Source organism: Mycobacterium sp. NPDC006124 (assembly GCF_040614235.1).
Lineage (GTDB): Bacteria > Actinomycetota > Actinomycetes > Mycobacteriales > Mycobacteriaceae > Mycobacterium.
On sequence record NZ_JBEXUA010000002.1, the window covers coordinates 329,456 to 353,120 of the forward strand.

28 protein-coding genes are annotated in these 23,665 nt (G+C 68.1%); 17 read left to right on the forward strand and 11 right to left on the reverse strand.

What is annotated here, in order from left to right; all coding sequences use genetic code 11:
- Positions 1 to 41 precede the first annotated feature (41 nt).
- Complete coding sequence (locus tag ABZ195_RS05335; RefSeq protein WP_355215539.1) at positions 42 to 1,007, forward strand: aldo/keto reductase; 966 nt, start codon at positions 42 to 44, stop codon at positions 1,005 to 1,007.
- Between the two features lie 63 nt (positions 1,008 to 1,070).
- A complete protein-coding gene (locus tag ABZ195_RS05340; RefSeq protein ID WP_355215540.1) occupies positions 1,071 to 1,577 on the forward strand; it encodes a hypothetical protein in 507 nt (168 codons plus the stop codon).
- 15 nt (positions 1,578 to 1,592) lie between these two features.
- Here the strand turns inward: ABZ195_RS05340 and ABZ195_RS05345 are convergent, their stop codons facing one another.
- Positions 1,593 to 2,543, reverse strand: a complete 951-nt coding sequence (locus ABZ195_RS05345; protein WP_355216084.1) for an oxygenase MpaB family protein — start codon at positions 2,541 to 2,543, stop codon at positions 1,593 to 1,595.
- A 115-nt stretch (positions 2,544 to 2,658) separates the two neighbouring features.
- On the opposite strand from ABZ195_RS05345, the gene ABZ195_RS05350 reads away from it, so the two are divergent.
- Positions 2,659 to 3,243, forward strand: coding sequence for a TetR/AcrR family transcriptional regulator (locus tag ABZ195_RS05350; protein WP_355215542.1), 585 nt, complete (start codon positions 2,659 to 2,661; stop codon positions 3,241 to 3,243).
- A gap of 1 nt (position 3,244) precedes the next feature.
- Here ABZ195_RS05350 and ABZ195_RS05355 read toward each other — a convergent pair whose 3' ends face one another.
- The gene (locus ABZ195_RS05355) at positions 3,245 to 3,658 is read right to left on the reverse strand and encodes a hypothetical protein (RefSeq protein WP_355215544.1); all 414 of its coding nucleotides are present in this window, start codon (positions 3,656 to 3,658) and stop codon (positions 3,245 to 3,247) included.
- Between the two features lie 239 nt (positions 3,659 to 3,897).
- Positions 3,898 to 4,221: a hypothetical protein gene (locus ABZ195_RS05360; protein ID WP_355215546.1), complete on the reverse strand. Its 324-nt coding sequence runs from the start codon at positions 4,219 to 4,221 to the stop codon at positions 3,898 to 3,900.
- Between the two features lie 180 nt (positions 4,222 to 4,401).
- Between ABZ195_RS05360 and ABZ195_RS05365 the strand changes: the two genes are divergently transcribed.
- The 4 genes from ABZ195_RS05365 (at position 4,402) to phoU (ending at position 9,547) form a co-directional block, all read left to right on the forward strand.
- Positions 4,402 to 5,409: an acyl-ACP desaturase gene (locus tag ABZ195_RS05365; RefSeq protein WP_355215547.1), complete on the forward strand. Its 1,008-nt coding sequence runs from the start codon at positions 4,402 to 4,404 to the stop codon at positions 5,407 to 5,409.
- Positions 5,406 to 6,569, forward strand: coding sequence for a tRNA dihydrouridine synthase DusB (gene dusB / locus ABZ195_RS05370; protein ID WP_355216086.1), 1,164 nt, complete (start codon positions 5,406 to 5,408; stop codon positions 6,567 to 6,569). Before ABZ195_RS05365 ends, dusB begins: the two co-directional genes overlap by 4 nt.
- Before the next feature lie 216 nt (positions 6,570 to 6,785).
- Entirely contained in the window at positions 6,786 to 8,786 is a 2,001-nt protein-coding gene (locus ABZ195_RS05375; protein WP_355215549.1) for an LCP family protein, read from the forward strand.
- A gap of 92 nt (positions 8,787 to 8,878) precedes the next feature.
- Positions 8,879 to 9,547 carry a phosphate signaling complex protein PhoU gene (phoU, locus tag ABZ195_RS05380; RefSeq protein WP_355215551.1) on the forward strand — a complete coding sequence of 223 codons (669 nt, stop codon included), beginning with the start codon at positions 8,879 to 8,881 and terminating at the stop codon, positions 9,545 to 9,547.
- On the opposite strand, the gene ABZ195_RS05385 is transcribed toward phoU, so the two are convergent.
- The gene (locus tag ABZ195_RS05385) at positions 9,541 to 10,059 is read right to left on the reverse strand and encodes a MarR family transcriptional regulator (protein ID WP_355215553.1); all 519 of its coding nucleotides are present in this window, start codon (positions 10,057 to 10,059) and stop codon (positions 9,541 to 9,543) included. The two genes, phoU and ABZ195_RS05385, sit on opposite strands and share 7 nt — an antisense overlap.
- 80 nt (positions 10,060 to 10,139) lie before the next feature.
- Between ABZ195_RS05385 and ABZ195_RS05390 the strand changes: the two genes are divergently transcribed.
- Positions 10,140 to 11,114, forward strand: coding sequence for a zinc-binding alcohol dehydrogenase family protein (locus ABZ195_RS05390; RefSeq protein WP_355215555.1), 975 nt, complete (start codon positions 10,140 to 10,142; stop codon positions 11,112 to 11,114).
- On the opposite strand, the gene pstB is transcribed toward ABZ195_RS05390, so the two are convergent.
- The 6 genes from pstB to ABZ195_RS05420 all read right to left on the reverse strand — a co-directional run bounded on the left by pstB (position 11,111) and on the right by ABZ195_RS05420 (position 16,848).
- The gene (pstB, locus tag ABZ195_RS05395) at positions 11,111 to 11,887 is read right to left on the reverse strand and encodes a phosphate ABC transporter ATP-binding protein PstB (protein ID WP_263993824.1); all 777 of its coding nucleotides are present in this window, start codon (positions 11,885 to 11,887) and stop codon (positions 11,111 to 11,113) included. The two genes, ABZ195_RS05390 and pstB, sit on opposite strands and share 4 nt — an antisense overlap.
- Positions 11,888 to 11,896: 9 nt before the next feature.
- Positions 11,897 to 12,811, reverse strand: coding sequence for a phosphate ABC transporter permease PstA (pstA, locus tag ABZ195_RS05400; protein ID WP_355215557.1), 915 nt, complete (start codon positions 12,809 to 12,811; stop codon positions 11,897 to 11,899).
- A complete protein-coding gene (pstC, locus tag ABZ195_RS05405; protein WP_355215559.1) occupies positions 12,808 to 13,857 on the reverse strand; it encodes a phosphate ABC transporter permease subunit PstC in 1,050 nt (349 codons plus the stop codon). Before pstC ends, pstA begins: the two co-directional genes overlap by 4 nt.
- A gap of 49 nt (positions 13,858 to 13,906) precedes the next feature.
- Positions 13,907 to 15,058: a phosphate ABC transporter substrate-binding protein PstS gene (gene pstS / locus ABZ195_RS05410; protein WP_355215561.1), complete on the reverse strand. Its 1,152-nt coding sequence runs from the start codon at positions 15,056 to 15,058 to the stop codon at positions 13,907 to 13,909.
- A gap of 123 nt (positions 15,059 to 15,181) precedes the next feature.
- Positions 15,182 to 16,066, reverse strand: coding sequence for a mycothiol synthase (gene mshD / locus ABZ195_RS05415; RefSeq protein ID WP_355215562.1), 885 nt, complete (start codon positions 16,064 to 16,066; stop codon positions 15,182 to 15,184).
- Positions 16,063 to 16,848: a response regulator transcription factor gene (locus ABZ195_RS05420; protein WP_355215564.1), complete on the reverse strand. Its 786-nt coding sequence runs from the start codon at positions 16,846 to 16,848 to the stop codon at positions 16,063 to 16,065. Before ABZ195_RS05420 ends, mshD begins: the two co-directional genes overlap by 4 nt.
- Positions 16,849 to 17,034: 186 nt before the next feature.
- On the opposite strand from ABZ195_RS05420, the gene lmeA reads away from it, so the two are divergent.
- The 7 genes from lmeA (at position 17,035) to ABZ195_RS05455 (ending at position 21,073) form a co-directional block, all read left to right on the forward strand.
- Complete coding sequence (lmeA, locus tag ABZ195_RS05425) at positions 17,035 to 17,832, forward strand: mannan chain length control protein LmeA (protein ID WP_355215566.1); 798 nt, start codon at positions 17,035 to 17,037, stop codon at positions 17,830 to 17,832.
- Positions 17,829 to 18,245 (forward strand): thioredoxin family protein, encoded by a 417-nt coding sequence (locus tag ABZ195_RS05430; RefSeq protein WP_355215568.1) that lies wholly within the window; start codon positions 17,829 to 17,831, stop codon positions 18,243 to 18,245. The genes lmeA and ABZ195_RS05430 overlap by 4 nt, the downstream gene beginning before the upstream one ends.
- Before the next feature lie 29 nt (positions 18,246 to 18,274).
- Positions 18,275 to 18,367, forward strand: a complete 93-nt coding sequence (locus tag ABZ195_RS05435) for an Ms5788A family Cys-rich leader peptide (protein WP_355215570.1) — start codon at positions 18,275 to 18,277, stop codon at positions 18,365 to 18,367.
- A gap of 86 nt (positions 18,368 to 18,453) precedes the next feature.
- Complete coding sequence (locus ABZ195_RS05440) at positions 18,454 to 18,918, forward strand: DUF4395 domain-containing protein (protein WP_355215572.1); 465 nt, start codon at positions 18,454 to 18,456, stop codon at positions 18,916 to 18,918.
- A gap of 37 nt (positions 18,919 to 18,955) precedes the next feature.
- Entirely contained in the window at positions 18,956 to 19,789 is an 834-nt protein-coding gene (locus ABZ195_RS05445) for a sulfurtransferase (RefSeq protein ID WP_355215574.1), read from the forward strand.
- 1 nt (position 19,790) lies between these two features.
- The gene (locus ABZ195_RS05450; RefSeq protein WP_056560256.1) at positions 19,791 to 20,093 is read left to right on the forward strand and encodes a DUF1416 domain-containing protein; all 303 of its coding nucleotides are present in this window, start codon (positions 19,791 to 19,793) and stop codon (positions 20,091 to 20,093) included.
- Positions 20,094 to 20,437: 344 nt separating this feature from the next.
- Positions 20,438 to 21,073, forward strand: a complete 636-nt coding sequence (locus ABZ195_RS05455; protein ID WP_355216088.1) for an FABP family protein — start codon at positions 20,438 to 20,440, stop codon at positions 21,071 to 21,073.
- 235 nt (positions 21,074 to 21,308) lie between these two features.
- Here ABZ195_RS05455 and ABZ195_RS05460 read toward each other — a convergent pair whose 3' ends face one another.
- Positions 21,309 to 22,163, reverse strand: coding sequence for an aminodeoxychorismate lyase (locus ABZ195_RS05460; RefSeq protein WP_355216089.1), 855 nt, complete (start codon positions 22,161 to 22,163; stop codon positions 21,309 to 21,311).
- 61 nt (positions 22,164 to 22,224) lie between these two features.
- On the opposite strand from ABZ195_RS05460, the gene ABZ195_RS05465 reads away from it, so the two are divergent.
- Both ABZ195_RS05465 and ABZ195_RS05470 read left to right on the forward strand, forming a co-directional pair.
- Positions 22,225 to 23,304 (forward strand): folate-binding protein YgfZ, encoded by a 1,080-nt coding sequence (locus ABZ195_RS05465; protein ID WP_355215576.1) that lies wholly within the window; start codon positions 22,225 to 22,227, stop codon positions 23,302 to 23,304.
- Positions 23,305 to 23,451: 147 nt separating this feature from the next.
- Positions 23,452 to 23,637 (forward strand): DUF3073 domain-containing protein, encoded by a 186-nt coding sequence (locus tag ABZ195_RS05470; protein WP_355215578.1) that lies wholly within the window; start codon positions 23,452 to 23,454, stop codon positions 23,635 to 23,637.
- Positions 23,638 to 23,665: the final 28 nt, after the last annotated feature.

The following is a 23,665-nucleotide window of genomic DNA, read 5'->3' on the forward strand; positions in this document are numbered from 1 at the left end:
CGCGGTGCCGACACCGCTCACGGGACGACGGAGGAAACCTGATGACGACCACCCCGACCTCGCGCATGGGACTGGGGCTCGCCGCGCTGGGGCGGCCGGCCTACATCACCAGCGGCCGTTACCGCGACGTCGGTGCGGCGCGGTCGGTGGACGAGATGCGGGCCCGTACCGCCGACGTCCTCGACGCCGCCTACTCGGGCGGCCTCCGATACGTCGACGTCGCTCGTTCCTACGGCCTGGCCGAGCAGTTCTTGGCCGATTGGCTGGACTCGCGGCCCGAGATCGAGGACGTCGAGGTCGCCTCCAAGTGGGGCTACCGCTACGTGGGTGACTGGCAGATGACGGCCGACGTGCACGAGGTCAAGGACCATTCCCTGGCCGCCTTCCACCGGCAACTGGCCGAGACGACGAAGATCCTGGGCGGCCGACTCGACCTGTATCAAGTGCACTCGGTGACGCCGGACAGCCCGGTGCTCACCGACGGTGAGCTTCACCGCGCGCTCGCCGACGCCCGTGACGCCGGACTTCGCCTCGGACTGTCCACCTCCGGCCCACGCCAGGCCGACGTCATCCGCGCGGCCCTGACGATCGACGTCGGCGGACGGCGCTTGTTCACCTCCGTCCAGTCGACCTGGAATCTGCTCGAGACCTCCTCTGCCGCAGCGCTTTCCGAAGCGCACGCCGACGGTGTGGCCATCGTGGTCAAGGAGGTCTTCGCCAACGGTCGGTTGGCCCCCGGCACCACCGACGTCTCACCCGGGGTTGAATTGGCGTCCCGCGTAGCCGCCGATCTCGGGGTCGGCCTCGACCAACTCGCCGTCGCGGCCGCCTACCGCCAGCCCTGGTCACCTCGGGTGCTCTCCGGCGCGGCGACGTCGTCGCACGTCCGGTCCCACGTCGCGGGGGCCGACATCGCCTTGCCGACGGCGGTGGCGGATGCGCTGAAGACGGCGGCAGAGGATCCGGCCGACTATTGGGCGGCGCGCAGCCGCCGGGAGTGGACCTAGTTCGCTCGACGAGGTCGGCGCTTGGGCCCCCGCCCGCGCCCCGATCCGGATACCCTTTTCGCCATGAAGTCGGTGGCGACCTTCGGGGCGGCGGTGATCGTCTCGTTCGCGTGCGCGGCGTGCGGTCCCGCACACGGCGCCTCCGGGTCCTCGGTCGTTCGACCCGCCACCTCCGCCTCGGCGGCGCAGGGCACCGACGTGCCCGAGACGCTGGGCGCCGCCACTGCGGCGGCGCAGGCCAACATCGACCGCTTCACCGCAGGGGACTATGCGGGCGTGTGGGAACACATGGAGTCCGACGTCCGAGCCGGCATCACCCAACGGGACTTCGTGACGTTCTACGAGACCTGCAAGAAGCCTGGTGCGCCGATCAGCGTCCGTGGGCTGCGCCTGGAGGGTGGCGAAGCGATCGTCGTCATGAAGATCCAGGGCGTGGAGAAGTCACGCGGGATGGTCTACGAGGACGGCAGCTGGAACATGCAGGCAACCGACGACTTCGCCTCCCGGCTGGGTCAGCCGCTCCCCCAGCTCATCGCCGAGGAGACCGCCGCCGGGCTCTGCTCGCACTGAGCGGCCTCCGGGCGCTCACACCACCGGGCAGTAGTGCATCGGGTTGTCCCGCTCGTCGAGCGGGGGCAGGTTGCGGGCCGGTGTCTCCGGCAGTGGCGCATCCGCAGCGCTGCGCCCCGTGACGCGGTCCCACCCCGCGCGTGCCCTGGGGTGCATGCGAGTCCGCTTGGGCAGCAACGAGAATGCGACGTGGACGAGTTGTCCGAGCCGGCGATGCACCCACTCGTCGCGGTCGGACCAGGTGTAGCCCATCAGGTCTCGGATCGGCGGGTCGTACAGACCGACGGTGAACCACACGAAGAACGGCGCCACCAGTTTGCGTTGCCGGCGCCACATCCAGTCGGGCATCTTCTCGGCCCACGGCGGCTTGGGCAGGTCGGTGAGGTCGAGCACCGCCCGCGCGGCGTAGTTGTTCTCCAACACGTTGCGGCACATGTCATCCCAGTACGCCTGAAAGTCCTCCCAGGTCTTGGGCACCGGCCGCATGCTCATCCCGTACATCCGATACCACTCGACGTGTTCGTCGAACAGTTGGCGCTTCTCGTCCTCGCTGATGCCGCCGCAGAGTCGCTGCGCGACGATCAGCGTCCCAACGAAGAAGGTGGAGTGCGCCCAGTAGAAGACGTCGGGATTGAGCGCGTGATACCGACGGCCCTGGGCGTCAACGCCTTTGACGTCGACGTGGTAGTCGCGAACCTCGGCGCCCGTGCGGGGCGCACGGTCGGTGTCGAATACGACGCCGCCGATTGGATAGAGCGACCTCAACAGGCGGGGCCACCGCTCGCGAAAGAACGTCGAATGCTCCTCGACCGCGGCACCGAGCTGGGGGTGCATGTTCTGCATCGACCCGGCCCACGGCCCCTGCAACAGCCCGCGCCAGTCACCGAAGTACTTCCACGTCAGCGAATCGGGACCGAGCGGCATCGGTGGAGCGTCGTAGCCACCGGGTGACACCGGGCAGCCCATGGCCTGCCCGCTGGTCACTGGACACGTCTCAGACGTATCTTGGGTCACTGGCGACCTTTCCTGGAGCCGACGAAATTCTGACTACGTGCGTTGTCATAGTGAGTTTAGGAGTGATGTGCCTTCCGGTCAACGACGGGGCCGCTGGTCCGGTGTCCCCCTGCAGGACCGGCAGACGCTTCGGCGCGACGAGCTCATCGCCGCCGGCGTGCAGGCGCTCGGCGGCGAGGGCGGTGGTGCGTTGACCGTGCGCGGCGTGTGCCGCGCGGCCGGCCTGACCGAGCGCTACTTCTACGAGAGCTTCGACGACCGCGACGATTTCGTCCGCGCGGTCTACGACCACGTGTGCAGCACGGCGATGACGACGTTGACGTCCTCGACGACGCCGCGCGACGCCGTCGAGAGATTCGTCGCCCTGATGGTCGACGATCCGATCCGGGGACGGGTTCTGCTGATCGCACCCGAACGGGAACCCGTGCTCACCAAGTCGGGCGCGGAGTGGATGCCGAGCTTCATCGAACTGCTCCAGCACAAGCTGACGCGCATCACCGACTCTGCAGTGCAGGCCATGGTGGCCACCGGCCTGGTCGGCGCGCTCACGGCACTGTTCACGGCTTATCTGAACGGCCGGCTGGAGGCCACCCGGGAGCAGTTCATCGACTATTGCGTCGACATGCTGCTCAGCCGGGCGTCAACCCACTAGGTCACTCGCCGGGAGCGCCGGGGGTCTGGCCGTCGCCGGCCAGCTCGTCGGTCGCGCTCTGCGCCGCCTGAGCCTGGGCCTCCGCCTTGGCCTCTTCCTCGTCGGCCGCCGACTTGGCCGCGCGCCCCTCTTCACTTCCCTGCGACAGGCCGGGCGTCGTCGCAGTGGCGTAGCCGCCGTTGCAGTTGAGGTAGAACTGCACGGTGTTCGACACGTGGGCACCGTCGTTCGCGCTGGCGAACGGTGCGGTCTGGGATCGTTCGACGATGCAGTCGTCCTGGGAGAGCTTGTCGCCGGTGCGAGCGGCTACGACGACCGTCTGGCCGGCGCCGCTGGCCGCAGAGGACGCATCCGAATACTTCTGGCCCGCGTAGGAATCGGCCGAAGCCACCCCACCGCCGAGAAGCGCCGACACAGTCAACGCACCTAGTGCGCCAGAACCAACAACGATGAGCTTCTTCACTTCTAGCCCTATCTTTCCGCGGAGTCACAGCCTGCTCGCGGGGATATTACAGCCGCGTGTGCCGCAGCGCAGCGCCTTGCCGGCCGACAGACACGATCAATAGGGCACCGATTTCACCGCTTCGCCGCGGATCGCCGTCGGCGAGGTCCGGATATGGCGCTGGTGCAGCGATCAAACGGTTGGCCGCCGGCCTACTTTCCGCCACAGTCGAGATTCACGAGCATCGTCCCGGGTCTGGAATTGCCGAAGCCATCGACGGTCGAGCCCGCGTGCGCGCTGGTGACGATGCAGTCGTCCTGGGCCCTACGACCGCCGATGGTCGAGGCGATCTGCGTGCTGATACGCCTGGCGCTGAGCGCCGCCTTCATCTCGGAGTACTTCCGGCCGACGACATCGTCGGAAGAGGCAACGCCGCCTCCAACTGTGACCGACAGCGCTGCGGTCAAGCAGATAGCCGCACCACCGAGAGAAAGGGTTTTGATCAACGCATGTGACCTTTCGTCGTCAGCGGGCATGAGTTCCCGGTTGCGTCGTTGCCAGCGTGGATGATTCTTCCTCGGATACTTCCCTTGCCTCGGGATTGCCTGTGAGTCATCGGTAACGACGCGGTGACACCTGCGACGGAGAACTTGATGTCACCGGGGGACACAGATATATTGAGTGCAACCAACGGGTACAGATAACTGGGAGGGTTCATGTCGACCGAGTTGACCGACCTGCAGCTGCTGCACGAACTCGAGCCTGTGGTGGAACAGAACATCAACCGCCACATGCGCATGCGCAAGGACTGGAACCCCCACGACTACATTCCGTGGTCCGACGGCAAGAATTTCTACGCGCTCGGTGGGCAGGACTGGGATCCCGAGCAGTCGAAGCTCTCCGAGGTTGCCCAGGTGTCCATGCTGCAGAACCTCCTGACCGAGGACAACCTGCCGTCCTACCATCGCGAAATCGCGATGAACTTCAGCATGGACGGCCCGTGGGGCTACTGGGTCAACCGGTGGACCGCCGAGGAGAACCGGCACGGCATCGCGCTGCGTGACTACCTCGTCGTCATCCGTGCGATCGATCCGCTGGAGCTCGAGGAACTGCGCGTGGAGCAGGTCACGCGTGGCTTCAGCCCCGGCCAGGGCCCCCAGGGCGAGATGTTCGCCGAGAGCCTCTTCGACTCGGTCATCTACGTCACCTTCCAGGAACTCGCCACGCGCGTCTCGCACCGCAACACCGGCAAGGCCTGCAACGAGACGGTCGCCGACCAACTGCTGCAGCGCGTCTCGGCCGACGAGAACCTGCACATGATCTTCTACCGCGACGTCAGCGCAGCGGGTCTGGACTTCGCGCCCAACCAGGCGATGAAGTCCCTGCACCGGGTGCTGCGCAACTTCAAGATGCCCGGTTACACCGTGCCCGAGTTCCGCCGCAAGGCCGTCGTCATCGCCGTCGGCGGCGTCTACGACCCGCGCATCCACCTCGACGACGTGGTGATGCCCGTCCTGAAGAAGTGGCGCATCTTCGAACGCGAGGACTTCACCGGCGAGGCCGCCGAGATGCGCGACGACCTCGGCAAGCTCGTCGAGGAACTCGAGGAGACCTGCCAGAAGTTCGAGATCGCGAAGGAACGTCGCCTCGAGCGCGAGCGCAAGATGGCGGAGAAGAAGGAGATGAAGAACTTGTTGGTGACGTCATCATCAGCAGCCTCCTGACCCCAGCCAAGCCATCGGTCCGATCGTTGACGATCGGACCGATCGCGTTGCGCAGCCCCGTCGTCCTGGCACCCATGGCCGGGGTGACCAACGTCGCATTCCGCACGTTGTGCCGCGAGCTCGAGCTGGCACGTGCCGGGACCGTCAGCGGGCTCTACGTCTGCGAGATGGTCACGGCCCGAGCCCTCGTCGAGCGCAACGAGAGCACGCTGCACATGACGACGTTCGGTCCCGACGAGTCGCCGCGGTCGCTGCAGCTCTACACCGTCGATCCGGCGACCACCTACGCCGCGGCGAAGATGATCGTCGACGAGGACATGGCCGATCACATCGACATGAACTTCGGCTGCCCCGTGCCCAAGGTCACCCGCCGCGGAGGCGGCGCGGCGCTGCCCTACAAGCGCAAGCTGTTCGGTCAGATCGTCGCCGCAGCAGTCCGTGCCACCGAAGGCTCCAAGATCCCCGTCACCGTGAAGTTTCGCATCGGGATCGACGACGACCACCACACTCACCTCGACGCCGGCCGCATCGCCGCCGCCGAGGGCGCGGCAGCCGTGGCGCTGCACGCCCGCACCGCGGCGCAGCGCTACTCCGGTACCGCCGACTGGAATCAGATCGCCGAGCTCAAGCAGCACGTCACCGACGTCCCGGTGCTCGGCAACGGTGACATCTTCGTCGCCGAGGACGCCATCAGGATGATGGCCGAGACCGGCTGCGACGGAGTCGTGATCGGGCGCGGATGCCTCGGGCGGCCGTGGTTGTTCGCCGAGCTGTCGGCAGCCTTCAACGGCGTCGACGCCCCCGCGCCCCCCACCCTCGGCGAGGTCGCCGACATCGCCCGTCGCCACGGCCAGTTGCTGGCCGCCCACTTCGGCGAGGACAAGGGCATGCGCGACATCCGCAAGCACGTCGCCTGGTACCTGCACGGTTTCCCCGCCGGCGCGGATCTGCGCCGGGCATTGGCCCTGGTCAAGACACTCGACGAGCTCGACGAGCTGCTGGCTCAGCTAGACCCCGACGTGCCGTTTCCGCCGGCCGCCGAGGGGCCGCGCGGGCGGCAGGGCTCACCCGGATCGGTGTCGCTACCCGAGGGCTGGCTCGGCGATCCGAACGACTGCACGGTGCCGTCCGGGGCCGACGTCATGCATTCCGGGGGCTGAACCGAGGCCCGAGCGAGACGTCTTCGAGACGCCACCGACGCCTCCTCGGACTGGCTCGGCATCGGGTTGTCTCAGTACGATGGGAAACCACCAGGACGGGTTCCGACAGGCTTCGATTGGCCAAGCCCCTGTCGTGCTGCTAGAAGACTAGATGCAGACGAGATAGACCGGTGTGCACGGACGCACCGAATCCATACGGTCGGAGGCCGACAGGACATGAGTGACGGCGACAACGCCGCTCCCGGTCGTCGGCAACGGAGCGAGCCCGACGACGCGAAGCCGGGTGCCGAGAAGCCAGTCAACGACTGGATTACCCGATCGACGCGGCCGGCGCCAGGCGCCGCGCCGTGGGAACGCACGAACACCACATCCGACGAACCGGCGGGCAATCACACCGACGGCGTGACCGTGGCCGACCTGATCGCCAAGATCACCGGCAAGCCCCCCGAACCCACGCCCCAACCCGAGCCCGACCCCGACGAGCAGTCCCTCGAGGCGGAGGTGTCCGCTGAGGCCGTTCCCGAGGTCGACACCACCGTCTTTCCCGTCGTCCCGGCCCACGCGTCCGAGCTACCCGACCTGACCGGCCTCGCCAAGGAATCCGCGTCGCCCGAACGGATCGACGGCGTCATCCCCGCCGCGGTCACGACCACCTCACACCGCGGCCGTCACACCGCGATGGCGTTGGGCCGGATAGCCGCGGCGCTCATCGCGGTACTGGCGTTGGCCACGACCGGCGCAGCGTGGCAGTGGCAGGCCTCGAAGAACCACAACCTCAACAAGGTCGCGGCGCTCGACCCGAACTCCCGCGACATCGTCGACCCCGATGCGCAGTTCGGCGACGAGAACTTCCTCATCGTCGGCACCGACAGCCGCATCGGCATGAACAGCGACATGGGCGCGGGCACCACCGACGACGCGGCGGGGGCCCGGTCGGACACGATCATGCTGGTCAACATCCCGGCCAACCGAAAACGCGTGGTCGCGGTGTCCTTCCCGCGCGATCTGTCGATCACTCCGATGCAGTGCGAGCACTGGGACCCCACCACCAGCACGTACGGGCCCGCGACCGATCCGGATTCCCCGGTCTACGGAATGGACAAGGTCTACACCGAGACCAAGCTCAACTCGGCCTACGCCGTCGGCGGGCCGAAGTGCCTGGTGAAGGTCATCCAAAAGCTGTCCGGGCTGTCGGTCAACCGGTTCATGGCCGTCGACTTCGCCGGCTTCGCCAAGATGGTCGACGCCCTCGGCGGCGTCGAGGTCTGCTCCACCACCCCGCTCCAGGACTACGAACTGGGCACCGTGCTGGCCAACGCCGGCCGCCAGATCGTCGACGGGCACACCGCGCTGCAGTACGTCCGCGCCCGGCAGGTCACCACCGAGACCAACGGTGACTACGGCCGCATCAAGCGTCAGCAGCTGTTCCTGTCCTCGCTGCTGCGGTCGCTGATCTCCAAGGACACGTTCTTCTCGCTGAGCAAGCTCAACAACGTGGTCAATCTCTTCATCAACGACAGCTACGTCGACAACATCCAAACCAAGGACCTCGTCGACCTCGGCCAGTCCGTCCAGGGCGTGAACGTCGGTCGCATCACGTTCGTCACGGTGCCGACGGTCGGTTACGCCGACGAGTATGGCAACGAAGTGCCCCGCACCGACGACATGCGCAGCCTCTTCGACGCGATCATCAACGACGATCCACTGCCGGAGGAGAAGAACGTCGGCCCGACGCCCCTGTCGGACAAGCCCGCAGCCGCCGTCCCCCCGCCCGCCGACACCACCGGCGAGTTGGTCGACGCCGTGACCACCAGCCCGGGCGATATCACCGTGCGGGTGTCCAACTCCACCGGCGAGGACGGGTTGGCCTCCACCGCGGCCAGTGATCTGCAGCAGCACGGGTTCAACGTCGACACCCCCGACGACTATCCCGGCCCGCTGGACTCCACCACGGTGTTCTTCTCCTCGGGCAACGAGCAGGCCGCGGCCACCGTCGCCTCGTCCTTCGCCTCCCCCGCGATCCCACCGATCGAACGGGTCTCCGGCATGGGCAACGTGATCCGGGTCGTGCTTGGTTCGGACTTCAACGCCGTCAACGCCCCGTCACCGAGCGGGTCCTCGGTCCAGGTCCACGTGGTGCACGACCGCAGCAGCGAGAAGTCCCATCTGCCCGAGGACCTAACCGTGACCAACGCTGCCGACACCACCTGCGAGTAGCCCGGCGCGGAGTGCATTCCGGCAGGTGGCATTCACCTTTAGTTCACCCACGAGGTCGTGAGATCGCGACGTCCAGCCCGTAGGCTTGATACATGCGTACCGCTTATCACGAGCAACTGGCCTCGTTGACGGACCAGCTCGGTGAGATGTGCGGCCTTGCCGGCGTCGCCATGGAGCGTGCCACTCAGTCCCTTCTCCAGGCCGATCTCGTCCTCGCCGAACAGGTCATCACCGACCACGAACAGATCGCCGCGATGAGTGCCCGCGCCGAGGAAGCCGCGTTCGTGCTCCTCGCGTTGCAGGCCCCCGTCGCCGGTGACCTCCGCGCCATCGTCAGCTCCATCCAGATCGTCGCCGACGTCGACCGGATGGGTGCGCTGGCCCTGCACGTCGCCAAGATTGCCCGCCGTCGCCACCCCCAGCACGTCCTGCCGGAGGAGGTCAACGGCTACTTCGCCGAAATGGGCCGCCTCGCAGTCGATCTCGGCAACAGCGCCCAGGAGGTGCTGGTGAGCCGGGATCCGGAGAAGGCTGCCCGCATCCGTGAAGAGGACGACGCGATGGACGACCTCCACCGCCACCTGTTCTCCGTGCTGATGGACCGCGAATGGCGCCACGGTGTGGTCGCCGCGGTCGACGTGACGCTGCTGAGCCGGTTCTACGAACGTTTCGCCGACCACGCGGTCGAGGTGGCGCGTCGCGTCATCTTCCAGGTCACCGGCCGGTTCCCCGACGAGGAAATCGTTCCGACGCCTCACTGACGGGTGATGCGCACACCCTGCTTGGTGGCCGCCAGAAGGTCTCGCAACACCTTCGCCAGAACCTGCAGTTCGGGGCTGCCGTAGGCCTTCAAGAAGTCGTGGCGCCCCCGATCCATCTCGTCGTGCAGTTGGCTGTGGGCTGCGGCGACGAGCTCCCCGTCGCCGGTCGGCACCAGTTCGACCTCCTTGCGATTGCCCGGAATGGGCCTGCGGTCGACTAGGTGGGCGTCGACCAGGCGTTGGACGTGCTTGGACACCGTTCCCTTCAGTTGCCCGGAACGGGCCGCCAATCCGACGACGCTGACGGGCCCGTCGGCGATGACGGCGAGTAGGTGCATCGACAGCGTTGGCAACTCGCGGACCGCCGTCGCCAGCCGGGGCGGACACCGCTGCGCCATGAAGTCGCGTTCGGCGTCGTCGTCCTCCCCGCCGATCATCTCCACGTCGAACTTGTTCCCCACCGCGCCGAGCAGCCCGACGATCTCCTCGATCAGCGCGGACTTGGTTTTCATGGAAACCATCTTGCCATCGTCCACCCGTCGTCGTACATTGTTTCCATAGAAACCATATCCAAGGAAACGAAGGGATCGCCATGAAGGCAGCAGTGGTTCACGAGTGGGGCGCGGCGCCGATCTACTCCGACCAGCCCGAGCCGGAAGTCGTCGGCGGCGGGGTGGTCGCCACAGTCGAGGCGTCCGCGCTGACCAACCTCACCAAGGGCCTGATGTCGGGAAAGCACTACGCCAGCAGTCAAATTCGACTCCCCGCCATCCCCGGCGTGGACGGCGTCGCGCGACTCGACGACGGCACCCGCGTCTACACCGGCGCACTCGCGCCCTACGGCATGATGGCCGAGCGCACTCTGGTCGACCCGCAGGGTGCCGTGGTGGTGCCCGATCACGTCGACTCCGTCACCGCCGCAGCCATCCCCAACCCCGGCGTCTCGGCCTGGATGTCACTGCAGCACGCGGCCGCGGTCCAACTCGGAGACCACGTCCTGGTGCTCGGCGCCACCGGCGTCACCGGGTCGACCGCAGTCCAGTTGGCCAAGTCCGCCTTCGGCGCCGGCCGGGTAGTCGTCGCCGGCCGCGACACCATGCGCCTGCAGTGGCTGCGTACCGTCGGCGCCGACGACGTGATCACCATCGGCGAGGAGGATCTCCGCGCCCGGGTCGCCGGCCTGCACGCCGAGCGGCCCTTCGACGCCGTCCTGGACTACCTGTGGGGCGAGCCCGCCGAGCAGGTCCTCGCGGGCCTCGGAGCCCACCAGCTCGCGGCGCCCTACCACCTGACCCGGTTCGTGCAGATCGGGTCGATGGCCGGGCTGAACATCACCTTGCCGGCGGGCATCCTGCGCAGCGCAGGCATCACCGTCAGCGGCGTCGGCCTCGGCAGCGCACCACCAGAAGTGCTCGCGCACATCCGGTCCGAGGCGCTGCCACGACTCTTCGCCATGGTGGCCGACGGTGAGCTACACCTGGAGGTCGACGCCAAGCCCCTGGCCGACGTAGAACGCCTGTGGACCGCCAAGGAGCCGTCGGGCACGCGGGTGGTGCTGACCCCCTAGCCGAACCGACCCGAGATGTAGTCCTCGGTCGCCTTCTGCGTGGGGTTGGAGAAGATCTTCTCGGTGTCGTCGATCTCGATCAGCTTGCCGGGCTTGCCGGTTGCCTCCAGGTTGAAGAACGCGGTCTGATCGCTCACCCGGGCGGCCTGCTGCATGTTGTGCGTGACGATCACGATCGTGAAGTCCTGCTTGAGCTCCGAGATGAGGTCTTCGATCGCGAGCGTGGAGATCGGGTCCAGCGCCGAACACGGCTCGTCCATGAGCAGCACGTCGGGCTGCACGGCGATCGCTCGGGCGATGCAGAGCCGCTGCTGCTGTCCGCCGGAGAGGCCACCGCCGGGCTTGTCCAGGCGGTCCTTGACCTCGTTCCACAGGTTGGCACCCTTGAGGGACTGCTCGGCGACCTCGTCTAGTGCCTTCTTGCTGTGTCGGCCCTGCAACTTCAACCCGGCCACGACGTTGTCACGAATCGACATGGTGGGGAACGGGTTTGGCCGCTGAAACACCATGCCGATGGTCTTGCGCACACCGACGGGGTCGACGCCCGCGCCGTAGATGTCCTCACCGTCGAGAAGCACCGAGCCCTCGACGCGGGCGCCGGGAATCACCTCGTGCATGCGGTTGAGGGTGCGCAGGACCGTCGACTTGCCACAACCCGACGGGCCGATGAACGCCGTCACGCTGCGCGGCTGCACCGACAGCGCGACGTCGGCCACGGCGTGGAACGAGCCGTAGTAGATGTTGACGTCCTTGAGATCGAGGCGCTTGGCCACGGGATGCTCCTACACTTTCTTGGGGGAGAAGATCTTTGCGACCAGGCGTGCCGCGACGTTGAGGATGGCGATCAGCAGCACCAACGTCAGCGCGGCGCCCCACAACCGGTCGGTGGGGATTGGGCTGGCCCCCGCGCCCGCGGAGATCTGGTCGTACATCATGCCGGGCAGCGAGCCCATGAATCCGGCGAACATGTCGAAGTTGATCGACGCCGCGTAGCCCACCAGGATCAGCAGCGGCGCCGTCTCACCCATCACCCGCGCCAGCGACAGCATGACGCCGGTGACGATGCCCGACAACGCCGTCGGGATGACGATGCGCACGATCGTCTTCCACTTCGGCACGCCCAGTGCGTAACTCGCCTCGCGGAGATCCATCGGGACGATCCGCAGCATCTCCTCGGTGGCCCGCACGATGACCGGGATCATCAGCAGCACCAGCGCCAGCGACACCGCGAAACCCGAGCGCTCGAAGCCCAGCGTCGCCACCCACAGCGCGTAGATGAACAGCGCGGCCACGATCGACGGCACGCCGGTGAGGATGTCGACCATGAACGTGGTGATCTTGCCGAGCCGTGTGCCGCCGCCGTATTCGACGAGGTACACCGCGACCATCACGCCGACAGGAATCGAGATCAGCGAGCAGACCAGGCCCTGGAGCAGGGTGCCCATCACCGCGTGGTAGACGCCGCCGCCGGGCGAGAACGCCGTCGTGCCCGCCTGGGAGTTGGTGAACCACACCGGCGAACTGACCGCTGCGAGTCCCTTGCTGATCACCGAGTACAGCACCCACACCAGTGGCACCAGGGCGACGAGCACCGACGCCGAGACCAGCACGGTCGCCACGTTGTTCGTCAGCTTGCGCTTGGCGCTGACGCCCTGGAACGTCGGCGCCTTGACGGGCTTGTCGAGAGTTGCGGTCACGCCTTCGCGCCCCTTCCGGCGACCGCGGCACGAGCCAGCGAGTTCACCACGAATGTGAGGATGAACAGCACCAGGCCGGCCGCGATGTAGGCGCCTGCCTTGTACTGGTCGTTGAATTCGCTTGCCGCCGAGGCGATCTTGCTGGCGAAGGTGTAGCCGCCGTCGAACAGCGACCACCCGAACGCCGTCTGGGTGCCGCGCAGGATGATCAGCAGCGCGATCGTCTCACCCAGGGCGCGGCCGAGGCCGAGCATTGCGCCGCTGATGTAGCCGGACAAGCCGAACGGCAGCACCGTGGTGCGGACGACCTCCCAGCGGGTGGCGCCCAGGGCCAGGGCGGCCTCGATCTGACCGCGCGGGGTCTGGATGAACACCTCCCGGGCGACCGCGGTGATGATCGGCAGGATCATCACCGCCAGCACGATGCCGGCGGTGAAGATCGTGCCGCCACCTGCCACCGACGCGTTGCCCGTCTTGAACAGGGACAGCCAATCCAGATTCTGGTTCAGCCACACGGCGAACGGCTTGAGCACGGGGGCCAGCACGTAGAGGCCCCACACGCCGTAGACGATCGACGGCACGGCCGCCAGCAGATCCACCACGTAGGCCAGCGGCCCGGCCAGACGTCGCGGGGAGTACTGGGTGAGGAAGATCGCGATGCCCAAGGCCACCGGCATTGCCAGCACCAGCGCGAACACCGAGACGAACACCGTCACCTGAATCAGGTCGAGGATGCCGAACTGCATCTTCGACGTGTCGGTGGTGACCCAGTTGCCGCCGTAGGTGAAGAAGTTCGCCTCGTTGCGGCTGAGCGCCGGAATCGCACGCCACAGCAGGAACACCGCGATCGCGCCGATCAGGACGACGATGGCGACGCCGGCACCCTGCGCAAGACCGCCGAAGATGCGGTCCCCCAGCCGGACCTTGCCGCCCTTGGAGGGGTTGGTGGTGATGGGTTCCGGCGACGGGACGGGCGAAGCGATCACTTCGCCCGATCCCGCCCCGGTTGGGTTCGGTGTCGTCACTGTCATCCCGTTGTCGGTCATTGCTTCCGTGAACCCATCCTCACCGCGTTGGTGCCCGTATGCCAACCGGCTAGGCGATTGCGTCGACGGACTTGAGCAACCGCTCCTTGAAGCTGTCGGGCAGGGGGACGAAGCCGGCGGCCGACAGGTTGGCCTGGCCCTGGTTGGCCGACACCGTCAGGAACGACTTCACCGCGGCGGCGGTGTCGGCGTCGTAACCCTTCGAGCAGACGATCTCGTAGGTGGCCAGCATCAGCGGGTAGGCGCCGGCCTCCTTGGAGGCGTAGAGCGCGTTGAGATCCAAGGTGAGGTCCATGCCCTCGGCCTTGAACTTGGCGTCGCCGACGGCCTTGGCGGTGGACTCGTCGTTCAACTCAACCGCACCGGCGCCACTGTCGATCTGCGCGAACGGCAGGTTCGCCGCCGCGGCGGGGCTCTTCTCGACGTAGCCGATGGCACCGGGGGTGGCCTGCACGGCCTGCACCACACCGGAGGACTTCTGGGCGCCCTCGCCCGCGCCACCCTGGAATTCCTTGCCCGCGCCCTTGGTCCACGTCTGCGGCGCGGCGGCGGTCAGGTACTTCTGGAAGTTGTCCGTGGTGCCCGAGGAGTCCGAGCGGTAGATCGGCGTGATCTTGGTGTCCGGGAGGGTGGTGCCGCCGTTGAGCGCGGCGATGGCCGGGTCGTTCCACGTCGTGATGGCACCGGTGAAGATCTTGGCCAGCACGTCGGCGTTGACGACGAGCTTGTCGACGCCCTCGACGTTGTAGGCCATGGCGACCGGCCCGAAGACCAGGGGCAGGTTCCAGGCCGGATTCCCGCCGCAGCGCTCGGTCGCGGGGGCAACCTGGTCGGCGGCCAGCGCCGAGTCCGAGCCTGCGAAGTCGACCTGCTTGGCGAGGAACTGCGTGACGCCCGCACCCGAGCCGGTGGGGTTGTAGGACAAGGACTTACCCGAGCAGACCTGACCCCACGCCTTGTTGAATTCGGCGATGGCATTCTGCTGGGCGGTCGAACCCTCGGCGGTCAGGGCGGCCTTGCCGCCACAGTCGGCGGCGCCACCCGCACCGGCGGCGGCGGACGACGATCCCGACGCACCACTCGACGACGTTCCGGAGTTGTTGTCACTGCCACAGGCGGACATCGTCAACGCGAGTGCGGCCGCGGACAACGCGACGACGAATGGAGTGCCGGCACTGGTGCCAAAGCGATTGAGCTTCACTGATCCCACTTTCGATTTTTGTCTGCCTCAGGACTCCACGGCAACGTATGCGGCGCCGGTGGACGGGTCGCTGACGAAAGGTGAACGAGCAGTGAACAGCCTCAGCGATTTCACAGCTGAGGGCTAACGGCGGGTGTACGCCACGTCTGCTGTGAAGACGGTGAAATCGAGCCGTTCGTACGTCTTCACGGCGGCCGAGTTATCAGCCTCGACGTAAAGGGTGACATCCGCGTCGGGGCCCAGGCGATCGGCCAGGTGATGCAGGCCCACCAGAGTCAGCGTCGCTCCGAGACCGCGCCCCTGCGCGCCGGGGTCGACGCCGACGACGTAGACCTCGCCGAGGTTCGGCCCGTGGACCTTCGTCCAGTGGAAGCCGAGGAGGGCGTGGCTCGCGGTGTCGAAGGCCAGGAACAACCCGGCCGGGTCGAACCACGCTTCGCCTCGCCGCTCGGCGAGGTCGGCATCGGTCCAGCCGCCCTGCTCGGGGTGCCAGGAGAACGCGGCGTTGTTGACCCGCAGCAGTTCGGCGTCGTCGTCGGGTCCGGCGTAGGTGCGCACCTGCACTCCGTCGGCCTGTGTCACCGGGGGCAGATCGCGCAGCGAGCGGCGCATCTGCAGCAGCTCGCGTGCGGCGACGAGGTCGAGGGACGCGGCGGTGGCGCGGGCGGGCGCCAAGTTCCCGTGTGCCCACACCCGGGCGCCGGGACCGCCGTCGTCCAGGCCCATCCGAATCAGCTCCGCACCGATGCCCTGTCGGCGCGCGTGAGGGTGGACGACGGCCTCGGCCATGGCGGGTGCGTCGGACGTGGCGGGCGCCAAGTTGAGGTATCCGACGATCTGATCGTCGAGGTCGGCGACGAGGTGCGCGGTGCGGTCGCGCGGCAGCTCCCGCAGGATCTGGTCACCGACGGGTGCGGTCCCGTCGACCGCGCGGGCGGCGTCCACGATTTCGGCGATCCGTCGCCGGTCGGCCTCGGGCACGGTCGTGCGCCAGGTGAGGGTGGTCACTTGGTACGAAGGGGGTCGCCCAGTTCGTCGACGAATCCCGCCGGGTCCTGGTCGTAGGCGTCCACGTCGTCGTAGTCCTCGCCGGGATCGGACTCCGGAGCCGGGGGACGGCCCCGGGCCGGCCGGACGGCCTTGTAGCCGACGTTGCGCACCGTGCCGATCAACGATTCGTACTCGGGGCCGAGCTTGGCGCGCAGACGCCGAACGTGCACGTCGACGGTGCGGGTGCCACCGAAGAAGTCGTAGCCCCACACCTCCTGCAGCAGCTGTGCCCTGGTGAACACCCGCCCGGCGTGCAGTGCCAGATACTTCAGGAGCTCGAACTCCTTGTAGGTGAGGTCGAGCGGGCGGCCGCGAAGCCGGGCGGTGTAGGTGCCCTCGTCGATCACGAGTTCGCCAAGGCTGACCTTGCCTGCACTTTCCTGGTCTGCGGCACCGCCGCGACGTCCGACGAGCAGCCGCAACCGGGCGTCGATCTCGGCGGGGCCGGTACTGGGAAGCAGGATCTCGTCGAGGCCCCATTCGACGTTGACGGCGACCAGGCCGCCCTCGTTGACGACCGCGACGACGGGCACCGCCGTGCCGGTGGTGCCCAGCAGCCGGCACAGGCCACGCGCAGCGGCGAGATCGGTTCGGGCGTCGACGATGGCCACGTCCGCGGTACCTGCCTCGAGCAGCGACGACACCTCGGTCGGGGCGGCACGCACGTTGTGGGCAAGCAGCGCCAACGACGGCAGCACCGAGTCCGGGTGCGGGTCGACGGTCAGTAGCAGCAGATCCAACGGGTCCTCCAGCGCATTTCGGGAAGGTCACCCGGCGTCGTCGACGGTGACGAGTCCGGGCAATCTCCCAGATTCATGGCTGACACGCGGCCGTTACCGGCCGACGATGGCATAACGATAGCGTGCAACCTGCGAATTTGCCGCGCTGGGCAATTGACGGCGACCGGCGTAGGCCAGAATGTCCGGGTGCGCAAGGTGCTGATCGGACTCGCCGCGACGGTCGCGACCCTGACCGTCGGCGCCGTCGGCACCGATTTCGGGACGGCCATCTACGCGGAGTACCACTGGGCGCGCAGTATTCGGGCGGCCAACCATCTGCCGTTCGATCCCTGGGTGGGCATCCTGGGATTCCCGTTCGTCACCCAGGCGAGCGGCCACCACTACCGGGAGGTCGAGATCCGGGCGGCCGGGGTGGACCACCCCGTCGTCGGCAAGGCCTCCATCGAGGCGACGCTGCACTCGGTGGACCTCACCGGGACGTCGTGGCTGCTGGCGCCCGGCGCCACCCTGCCGGTCGGCAAGTTGGAGAGCCGTCTGATCGTCGACTCCACGCACGTCGGCCGATTCATGGGGATCAAGGACCTGCTCGTCGAAGCGCCCCCGAAGGAGACCAACGACGCCACCGGGGGGACGACGGAGTCCGGCATCTCCGGCAGCCGCGGGCTGGTGTTCACCGGGACGCCCACCGCAGCCGGCTTCGACGAGCGGGTGAGCGTGTCGGTGGACCTGTCCACCCCCGATGACGACGACACCACGCTCGTCTTCACCGCCACCGGCGTGCTGACCGGTCCCGGCACGGCCGACGAGCAGGTGCCCGAGGAGAAGAAGGCCGCGGTGCTGGCGGCGTTCGGCACCCGGATGCCGGGGATGAAGCTCCCGTTCGCCATCGCGCCGACCAGTGAGGGAGCCCGCGGCTCGGACATCATCATCGAGGGCATCACCACGGGAGTAACGGTCGCCGTCGATGGGTTCAGACAGTCATGAACTCCTTGGCGGTCGTGATCGCGGTGCTGGTGGCGGCGTTGGCCGTGGCGGTCGTCGTGGGGCGCCTGCTCACCAGGCGCGACGGTGTCGTCCGGCGTACCGAGGGTCTGGCGGTCGACCTCCCCGAGGTGGACCTGCCCCAGGGCCGACCCGCAATCGTGCACTTCAGCGCCCCGTGGTGTGGACCGTGCGCCGGCGTGCGGCGGGTCGTCCACGACGTCTGCGCCGAGCTGCCCGAGGTTGCTCACGTCGAGGTCGACATGGACGCCAATCCGGCCGCCGCGCGCGAGCTTTCGGTGCTGTCGTTGCCGACGACATTCATCTTCGACGCCGACGGGCGGCAGCGATACCGAAGCTCTGGCGTGCCGAAGGCCGCTGACCTGCGGTCGGCTCTCGAACCGCTATTGGCCTGAGGCCCCTGTCATTGGGTAAGCTCTGCGGCGTGTCCCCCCGCGTTGAGCTTCAGCTCACCAAGCGCCGCGCAGTAGATCTGTGCCGCGTCGCGGGTTTCTGTTGTCGTTGTCATAGCTGCTGAGTAGCCGCGCGCACCTCGCGTCGCCCTCGGAGCAGCCGCTCAGGCATGCCCACGCCCAGCCTCGTCACAACAGCAGGAGCAGACCGTTGCCGAACAAGACCACCACACCGGATCAGGTCGACGTCCGGGGTCCCCGCTTCACCGCATGGGTGACCACCGCCGTCCTCGTCGTCGGACTCCTGGTGTCTGCCTACAGCCCCGTCGCCGCCGCGATCGTGCTGGGAGTACAGGCGGTGGTGTTCGCCGTCGGTGCCGTTGGCGGGCCACGCAGGCATCCCTACGGCCGCGTGTTCGCCGCGCTCGTCGCGCCTCGGCTGGGCCCGGTCACCGAGCGCGAACCCGCGCCGCCGTTGAAGTTCGCCCAGCTGGTGGGTTTGGTGTTCGCGGTCGTCGCGGCCGTCGGCTTCGCCACCGGACTGATGCTGCTGGGCTTGGCCGCCACCGCGCTCGCCCTCGTCGCCGCCTTCCTCAACGCCGCCTTCGGCATCTGCCTCGGCTGCCGGCTCTACCCGCTCGTCTCCCGCTTCCGAACCACCGCCACCCCCGCTTAATCTGTCGAATACCTAAGCAACCGAAGGGATTTCATCCATGGCACGCTCCGACGTCCTGGTCTCCGCCGACTGGGCCCAGAGCAATCTCGACACACCAGGGGTCGTCTTCGTCGAGGTCGACGAAGACGCCAGCGCCTACGACGACGGCCACATCGCCGGCGCGATCAAGCTGGATTGGCGCAAGGACCTGCAGGACCCGGTCAAGCGTGACTTCCTCGACCAGCAGCAGTTCTCCAAGCTGCTCTCGGAGAAGGGCATCTCGAACGACGACACCGTCGTCCTCTACGGCGGCAACAACAACTGGTTCGCCGCCTACGCCTACTGGTACTTCAAGCTCTACGGGCACCGGGACGTCAAGCTGGTCGACGGCGGCCGCAAGAAGTGGGAACTGGACAGCCGCCCGCTGGTCACCGAGGTGCCCGAGCGGGCGGCGACCTCGTACACCGCCGCCGCCCCCAACACCGCGATCCGGGCCTTCCGCGACGAGGTGATCGCCGCGATCGGCACCAAGAACCTGGTCGACGTGCGCTCCCCCGACGAGTTCTCCGGCAAGATCCTCGCGCCGGCGCACCTGCCGCAGGAGCAGAGCCAGCGGGCCGGTCACGTCCCCACCGCCATCAACGTGCCATGGAGCAGGGCGGCCAACGAGGACGGCACCTTCAAGTCCGACGAGGACCTCGCCAAGCTCTACGAGGCCGCGGGGCTCGACGGCTCCAAGGAGACCATCGCCTACTGCCGCATCGGTGAGCGGTCCTCGCACACCTGGTTCGTCCTGCAGGAACTGCTGGGCCATCGGAATGTCAAGAACTACGACGGTAGTTGGTGTGAATACGGCTCCCTGGTGGGCGCCCCGATCGAGTTGGGAAGTTGATATGTGCTCTGCACCCAAGCAAGGACTGACGTTGCCGGCCAGCGTCGACCTCGAGAAGGAGACGGTCATCACCGGTCGCGTCGTCGACGGTGCCGGCCAGACCGTCGGAGGGGCGTTCGTGCGCCTGCTCGACGCTAGCGACGAGTTCACCGCCGAGGTCGTCGCGTCGGCTACCGGTGACTTCCGGTTCTTCGCCGCCCCCGGGACCTGGACGCTGCGCGCCCTGTCTCCCGCGGGCAACGGCGATGCCAGCGTTGCGCCGTCGGGCGCCGGGATCCACGAAGTCGACGTCAAGGTCGCCTAGCGACGATGCGGCGAGGGACGAGCCGTGGAGGAGCTGGGCAATCCAGCCCGGCCTAGCGACGATGCGGCGAGGGACGAGCCGTGGAGGAGCTGGGCAATCCAGCCCGGCCTAGCGACGATGCGGCGTCCGTGAACCCCGGCCACCGCGCTGCCGGGCGCCGCAACTAGACTCGATTCCGTGGTGCTCTTCTTCGAAATCCTGCTCATCGTGGCAGTCGTCGTCATCACCTGGTTCGCCTTGTACACGGTGTACCGGCTGATCACCGACGAGTTGTGACTGCAGCCGACGACGCCGAGGTTCCCGGCGAGGCCGACGACGCCGCGGAACCGACCTCGACGGGGTCGGTGATTCCCGGGTCTGGCGACCGGGCCGTCGCCGGTGCTCTCGAGCGGGCCAGGGTGACGGCCGCCCGGAATCTTCCCACGTTCGACGATCTTCCCGTGCCCGCCGACACGGCCAACCTTCGCGAGGGCGTCAGTCTCGACGACGCGTTGCTGGCCCTGCTACCCCTCGTCGGCGTGTGGCGCGGTGAGGGCACGGGCCGCGGACCCGACGGCGACTACGCCTTCGGTCAGCAGATCTCGGTGTCCCACGACGGCGGTGAGTACCTCAACTGGGAAGCGCGCTCCTGGCTGTTGTCGGAGACCGGCGATTACGTCGGACCCTCGCTGCGGGAATCCGGCTTTTGGCGCTTCGTGAACGACCCCGACGACCCGGCCGAGACGCAAGCCATCGAGCTCCTCCTGGCCCACTCCGCGGGCTACGTCGAACTGTTCTACGGCCATCCCCTGAACCAGTCCTCGTGGGAACTGGCCACCGATGCGTTGGCCCGCAGCCGGTCGGGTGTGCTCGTCGGTGGTGCCAAGCGGCTCTACGGCATCGTCGAGGGCGGTGACCTCGCCTACGTCGAGGAGCGGGTGGACGCCGACGGTGGGTTGGTGCCCCATCTGTCAGCGCGGCTGTCCCGCCACGTCGGCTAGGTCCAGACATGGAGCGGCCCCCGAGCCGTTGGTTCCTGGTTGGACGGACCGAGGGGCTCGGGGGCCGGGTGACTGCTGGGAATTCGCCAGCGCACGCTGGTAAACGCCCCGGTGCTGCTAGCGGGCAGCCACCTCACTTGTCCATGAGTCAATCAATTTCTGGACCACCTCCTTCCTGTGTAGAAACGAAGGTACTCCCGAATCCCGGTGCCGACAACCGGTTTTCGAGCGTCGTTCAGTCGGGTGCGCCGACGGCCTCGTCGACGATCGCAGCCACGTCCAACGCCGCCCGCACGGCGGGCAGGGTGTGACCGTCCAACGTGTGCACCCGCGCCGCCAGGGTGACGCTCGACAACAACCAAACCCCGTTCGCGGCAAGGAGATCACCGACCCGTAGCGGTCGCTCGTCGCAGTCCACGTCGCGCCGACGGGCGAGGTCGAACACCGCTGCCACGGTCGTGCCCGGCAGGATCGGCAGCGTCGCCGGAGGCGTCACCAGCACCCCGTCGCCGGTGGCGATGACGATGCTGGACCGCGGCCCCTCGAGCACGTGGCCGTCCGCGCTCACCAGCACCACGTCTTGCACACCGAGTCGCTGAGCCTGCCGCAGGGCGGCCGCGTTGACGGCGTACGACGACGACTTGGCGCCCGCCGTCGACCATGGCGGTGGAGATTCGCGGGCCACCGAGAGGTCACCGACCACGATCCCGCGGTCCAGCGTCATCGCCGACACCCCGTCGCGGCGTGCGGCCACCACGCGATCGGGAAGCGCCGACGCGGTGACGAAGCCGATCGGCACGCCGTCGAGCCCGCGGCCCCACACGAGCCGCATCACCGCCTCGTCAGGACCGCGCCAGTGCCGGACCGCCGTGGCGACCGCGGTCCCCCACCGGGTGGGCTCCGGTGGGGGCAGCCCGACGATCGTCGCGGATCGCGCCAGTCGCTCGAGGTGACGCCCGGCCAGACACGCCCGGCCCGCGCGGACGAGAAGCGTCTCGAAGACGCCGTCACCACGGGCGAACAACGGATCGTCGAGCCGTGCGACGGGGACGTCCGCGGCGACGACCTCGCCGTCGAGGGTGACGACGATCTCGTCGCGGGACGTCATGGGCACCGACGATAGTGCGGCGCGACCTCCGTACGCTGGAAGGATGTCTGCCGTCCCCGCCCCAGAATCTGGTCCCGACGCCGGCGCCACGTGGCACTACGGCGATCCGTTCGGGGAGCAGCGGGCCGCTCAGACCGGCGTCGTCGTGGTGGATCGCTCACACCGGGCCACCATCGCGCTGACCGGCGCCGAGCGTCGAAAGTGGTTGCACACCATCTCGACTCAGCACGTCGCCGACCTCCCCGACGGGGCCGTGGTGGAGAACCTCAGCCTCGACGCGCAGGGCCGTGTCGAAGATCACTGGCTGCAGACCCAGCTCGACGGGGTCACCGTGGTCGACACCGAACCGTGGCGCGGGGAGCCGCTGCTGGCCTACCTGCGCAGGATGATCTTCTGGGCCGACGTGGTGGCCGAACCCGCGGACCTCGCGGTGCTGTCCCTACTCGGCCCACACGTCGACGATCCCGCCGTTCTCGCCGCCCTCGGGATCGACTCGCTGCCCGCGGTGGCCACCGCATCACCGCTGCCAGAGGGCGGTTTCGTGCGCACGCTGCGCCCCGGCGAGGTCGACGTGGTGGTGCCCCGTGGCGCCGTGGCCTCGTGGCTCGACCGGCTGTCCGCGGCGGGCGCCCGGCCCGCGGGCATCTGGACGTACGAGGCGCAGCGGGTGGCCGCGGTCAGGCCCCGACTCGGCGTCGACACCGACGAGCGGACGATTCCCCACGAGGTCGGCTGGATCGGCGGCCCGGGCGAGGGGGCCGTTCACCTCGACAAGGGCTGCTACCGGGGCCAGGAGACCGTGGCGCGGGTGCACAACCTCGGCAAGCCGCCCAGGATGCTGGTCCTGCTGCAGCTCGACGGGTCGGCCGACCGGCCGGCACCCGGCGATCCGGTGCTTGCCGGTGGACGCTCGATCGGTCGGCTCGGCACCGTGGTCGACCACGTCGACCACGGCCCCATCGCGGTGGCGCTGCTCAAGCGTGGGGTGCCGGCGGACACCCAGCTCAGCACCGGCGGCGAGACGGCGGTGAGCGCGTTGATCGACCCGGATTCGCTGCCGGAGGCCGCTGCGGTGGGCGCAGGGAGGCTCGCCGTGGAACGTCTGCGGGGCGGCCAGCGTTGACATCGAAGTCGCCGCGCTCGCCGTGGGGATGGCCCTGCCAGCATGAGACCGCCGGGCACGGTAAAGTGTCGGCAGGACGATAAAACACATTCAGATCGGAGCCGCCTGCTACTCGGGCCGCTCCGTTATTGCGCGAGGGGGTCCCCCATGGGCCGCGGCCGGGCGAAGGCGAAGCAGACGAAGGTCGCTCGCGACCTCAAGTACAGCTCGCCACAAACCGATTTTCAACGGTTACAGCAGGAACTGGGCGGTGCCGGTTCCACCGAGCCGGACATCCTGAGCGATGCTCCAGTGGACGATCGCTGGGTCGACGACGACGACTGGCGCCGCTGAGCGGTCACCCGCAACCAGGGCCGACGTC

What these genes read in the sequence shown, in the direction of transcription:
- ABZ195_RS05335 (WP_355215539.1), top strand. Translation starts at nt 42, where the DNA reads ATGACGACCACCCCGACCTCGCGCATGGGACTGGGGCTCGCCGCGCTG.
- ABZ195_RS05340 (WP_355215540.1), top strand. Translation starts at nt 1,071, where the DNA reads ATGAAGTCGGTGGCGACCTTCGGGGCGGCGGTGATCGTCTCGTTCGCG.
- ABZ195_RS05345 (WP_355216084.1), bottom strand. Translation starts at nt 2,543, where the DNA reads ATGGGCTGCCCGGTGTCACCCGGTGGCTACGACGCTCCACCGATGCCG.
- ABZ195_RS05360 (WP_355215546.1), bottom strand. Translation starts at nt 4,221, where the DNA reads ATGCCCGCTGACGACGAAAGGTCACATGCGTTGATCAAAACCCTTTCT.
- ABZ195_RS05365 (WP_355215547.1), top strand. Translation starts at nt 4,402, where the DNA reads ATGTCGACCGAGTTGACCGACCTGCAGCTGCTGCACGAACTCGAGCCT.
- ABZ195_RS05375 (WP_355215549.1), top strand. Translation starts at nt 6,786, where the DNA reads ATGAGTGACGGCGACAACGCCGCTCCCGGTCGTCGGCAACGGAGCGAG.
- phoU (WP_355215551.1), top strand. Translation starts at nt 8,879, where the DNA reads ATGCGTACCGCTTATCACGAGCAACTGGCCTCGTTGACGGACCAGCTC.
- ABZ195_RS05385 (WP_355215553.1), bottom strand. Translation starts at nt 10,059, where the DNA reads ATGAAAACCAAGTCCGCGCTGATCGAGGAGATCGTCGGGCTGCTCGGC.
- ABZ195_RS05390 (WP_355215555.1), top strand. Translation starts at nt 10,140, where the DNA reads ATGAAGGCAGCAGTGGTTCACGAGTGGGGCGCGGCGCCGATCTACTCC.
- pstC (WP_355215559.1), bottom strand. Translation starts at nt 13,857, where the DNA reads ATGACCGACAACGGGATGACAGTGACGACACCGAACCCAACCGGGGCG.
- ABZ195_RS05430 (WP_355215568.1), top strand. Translation starts at nt 17,829, where the DNA reads ATGAACTCCTTGGCGGTCGTGATCGCGGTGCTGGTGGCGGCGTTGGCC.
- ABZ195_RS05445 (WP_355215574.1), top strand. Translation starts at nt 18,956, where the DNA reads ATGGCACGCTCCGACGTCCTGGTCTCCGCCGACTGGGCCCAGAGCAAT.
- ABZ195_RS05450 (WP_056560256.1), top strand. Translation starts at nt 19,791, where the DNA reads ATGTGCTCTGCACCCAAGCAAGGACTGACGTTGCCGGCCAGCGTCGAC.
- ABZ195_RS05465 (WP_355215576.1), top strand. Translation starts at nt 22,225, where the DNA reads ATGTCTGCCGTCCCCGCCCCAGAATCTGGTCCCGACGCCGGCGCCACG.
- ABZ195_RS05470 (WP_355215578.1), top strand. Translation starts at nt 23,452, where the DNA reads ATGGGCCGCGGCCGGGCGAAGGCGAAGCAGACGAAGGTCGCTCGCGAC.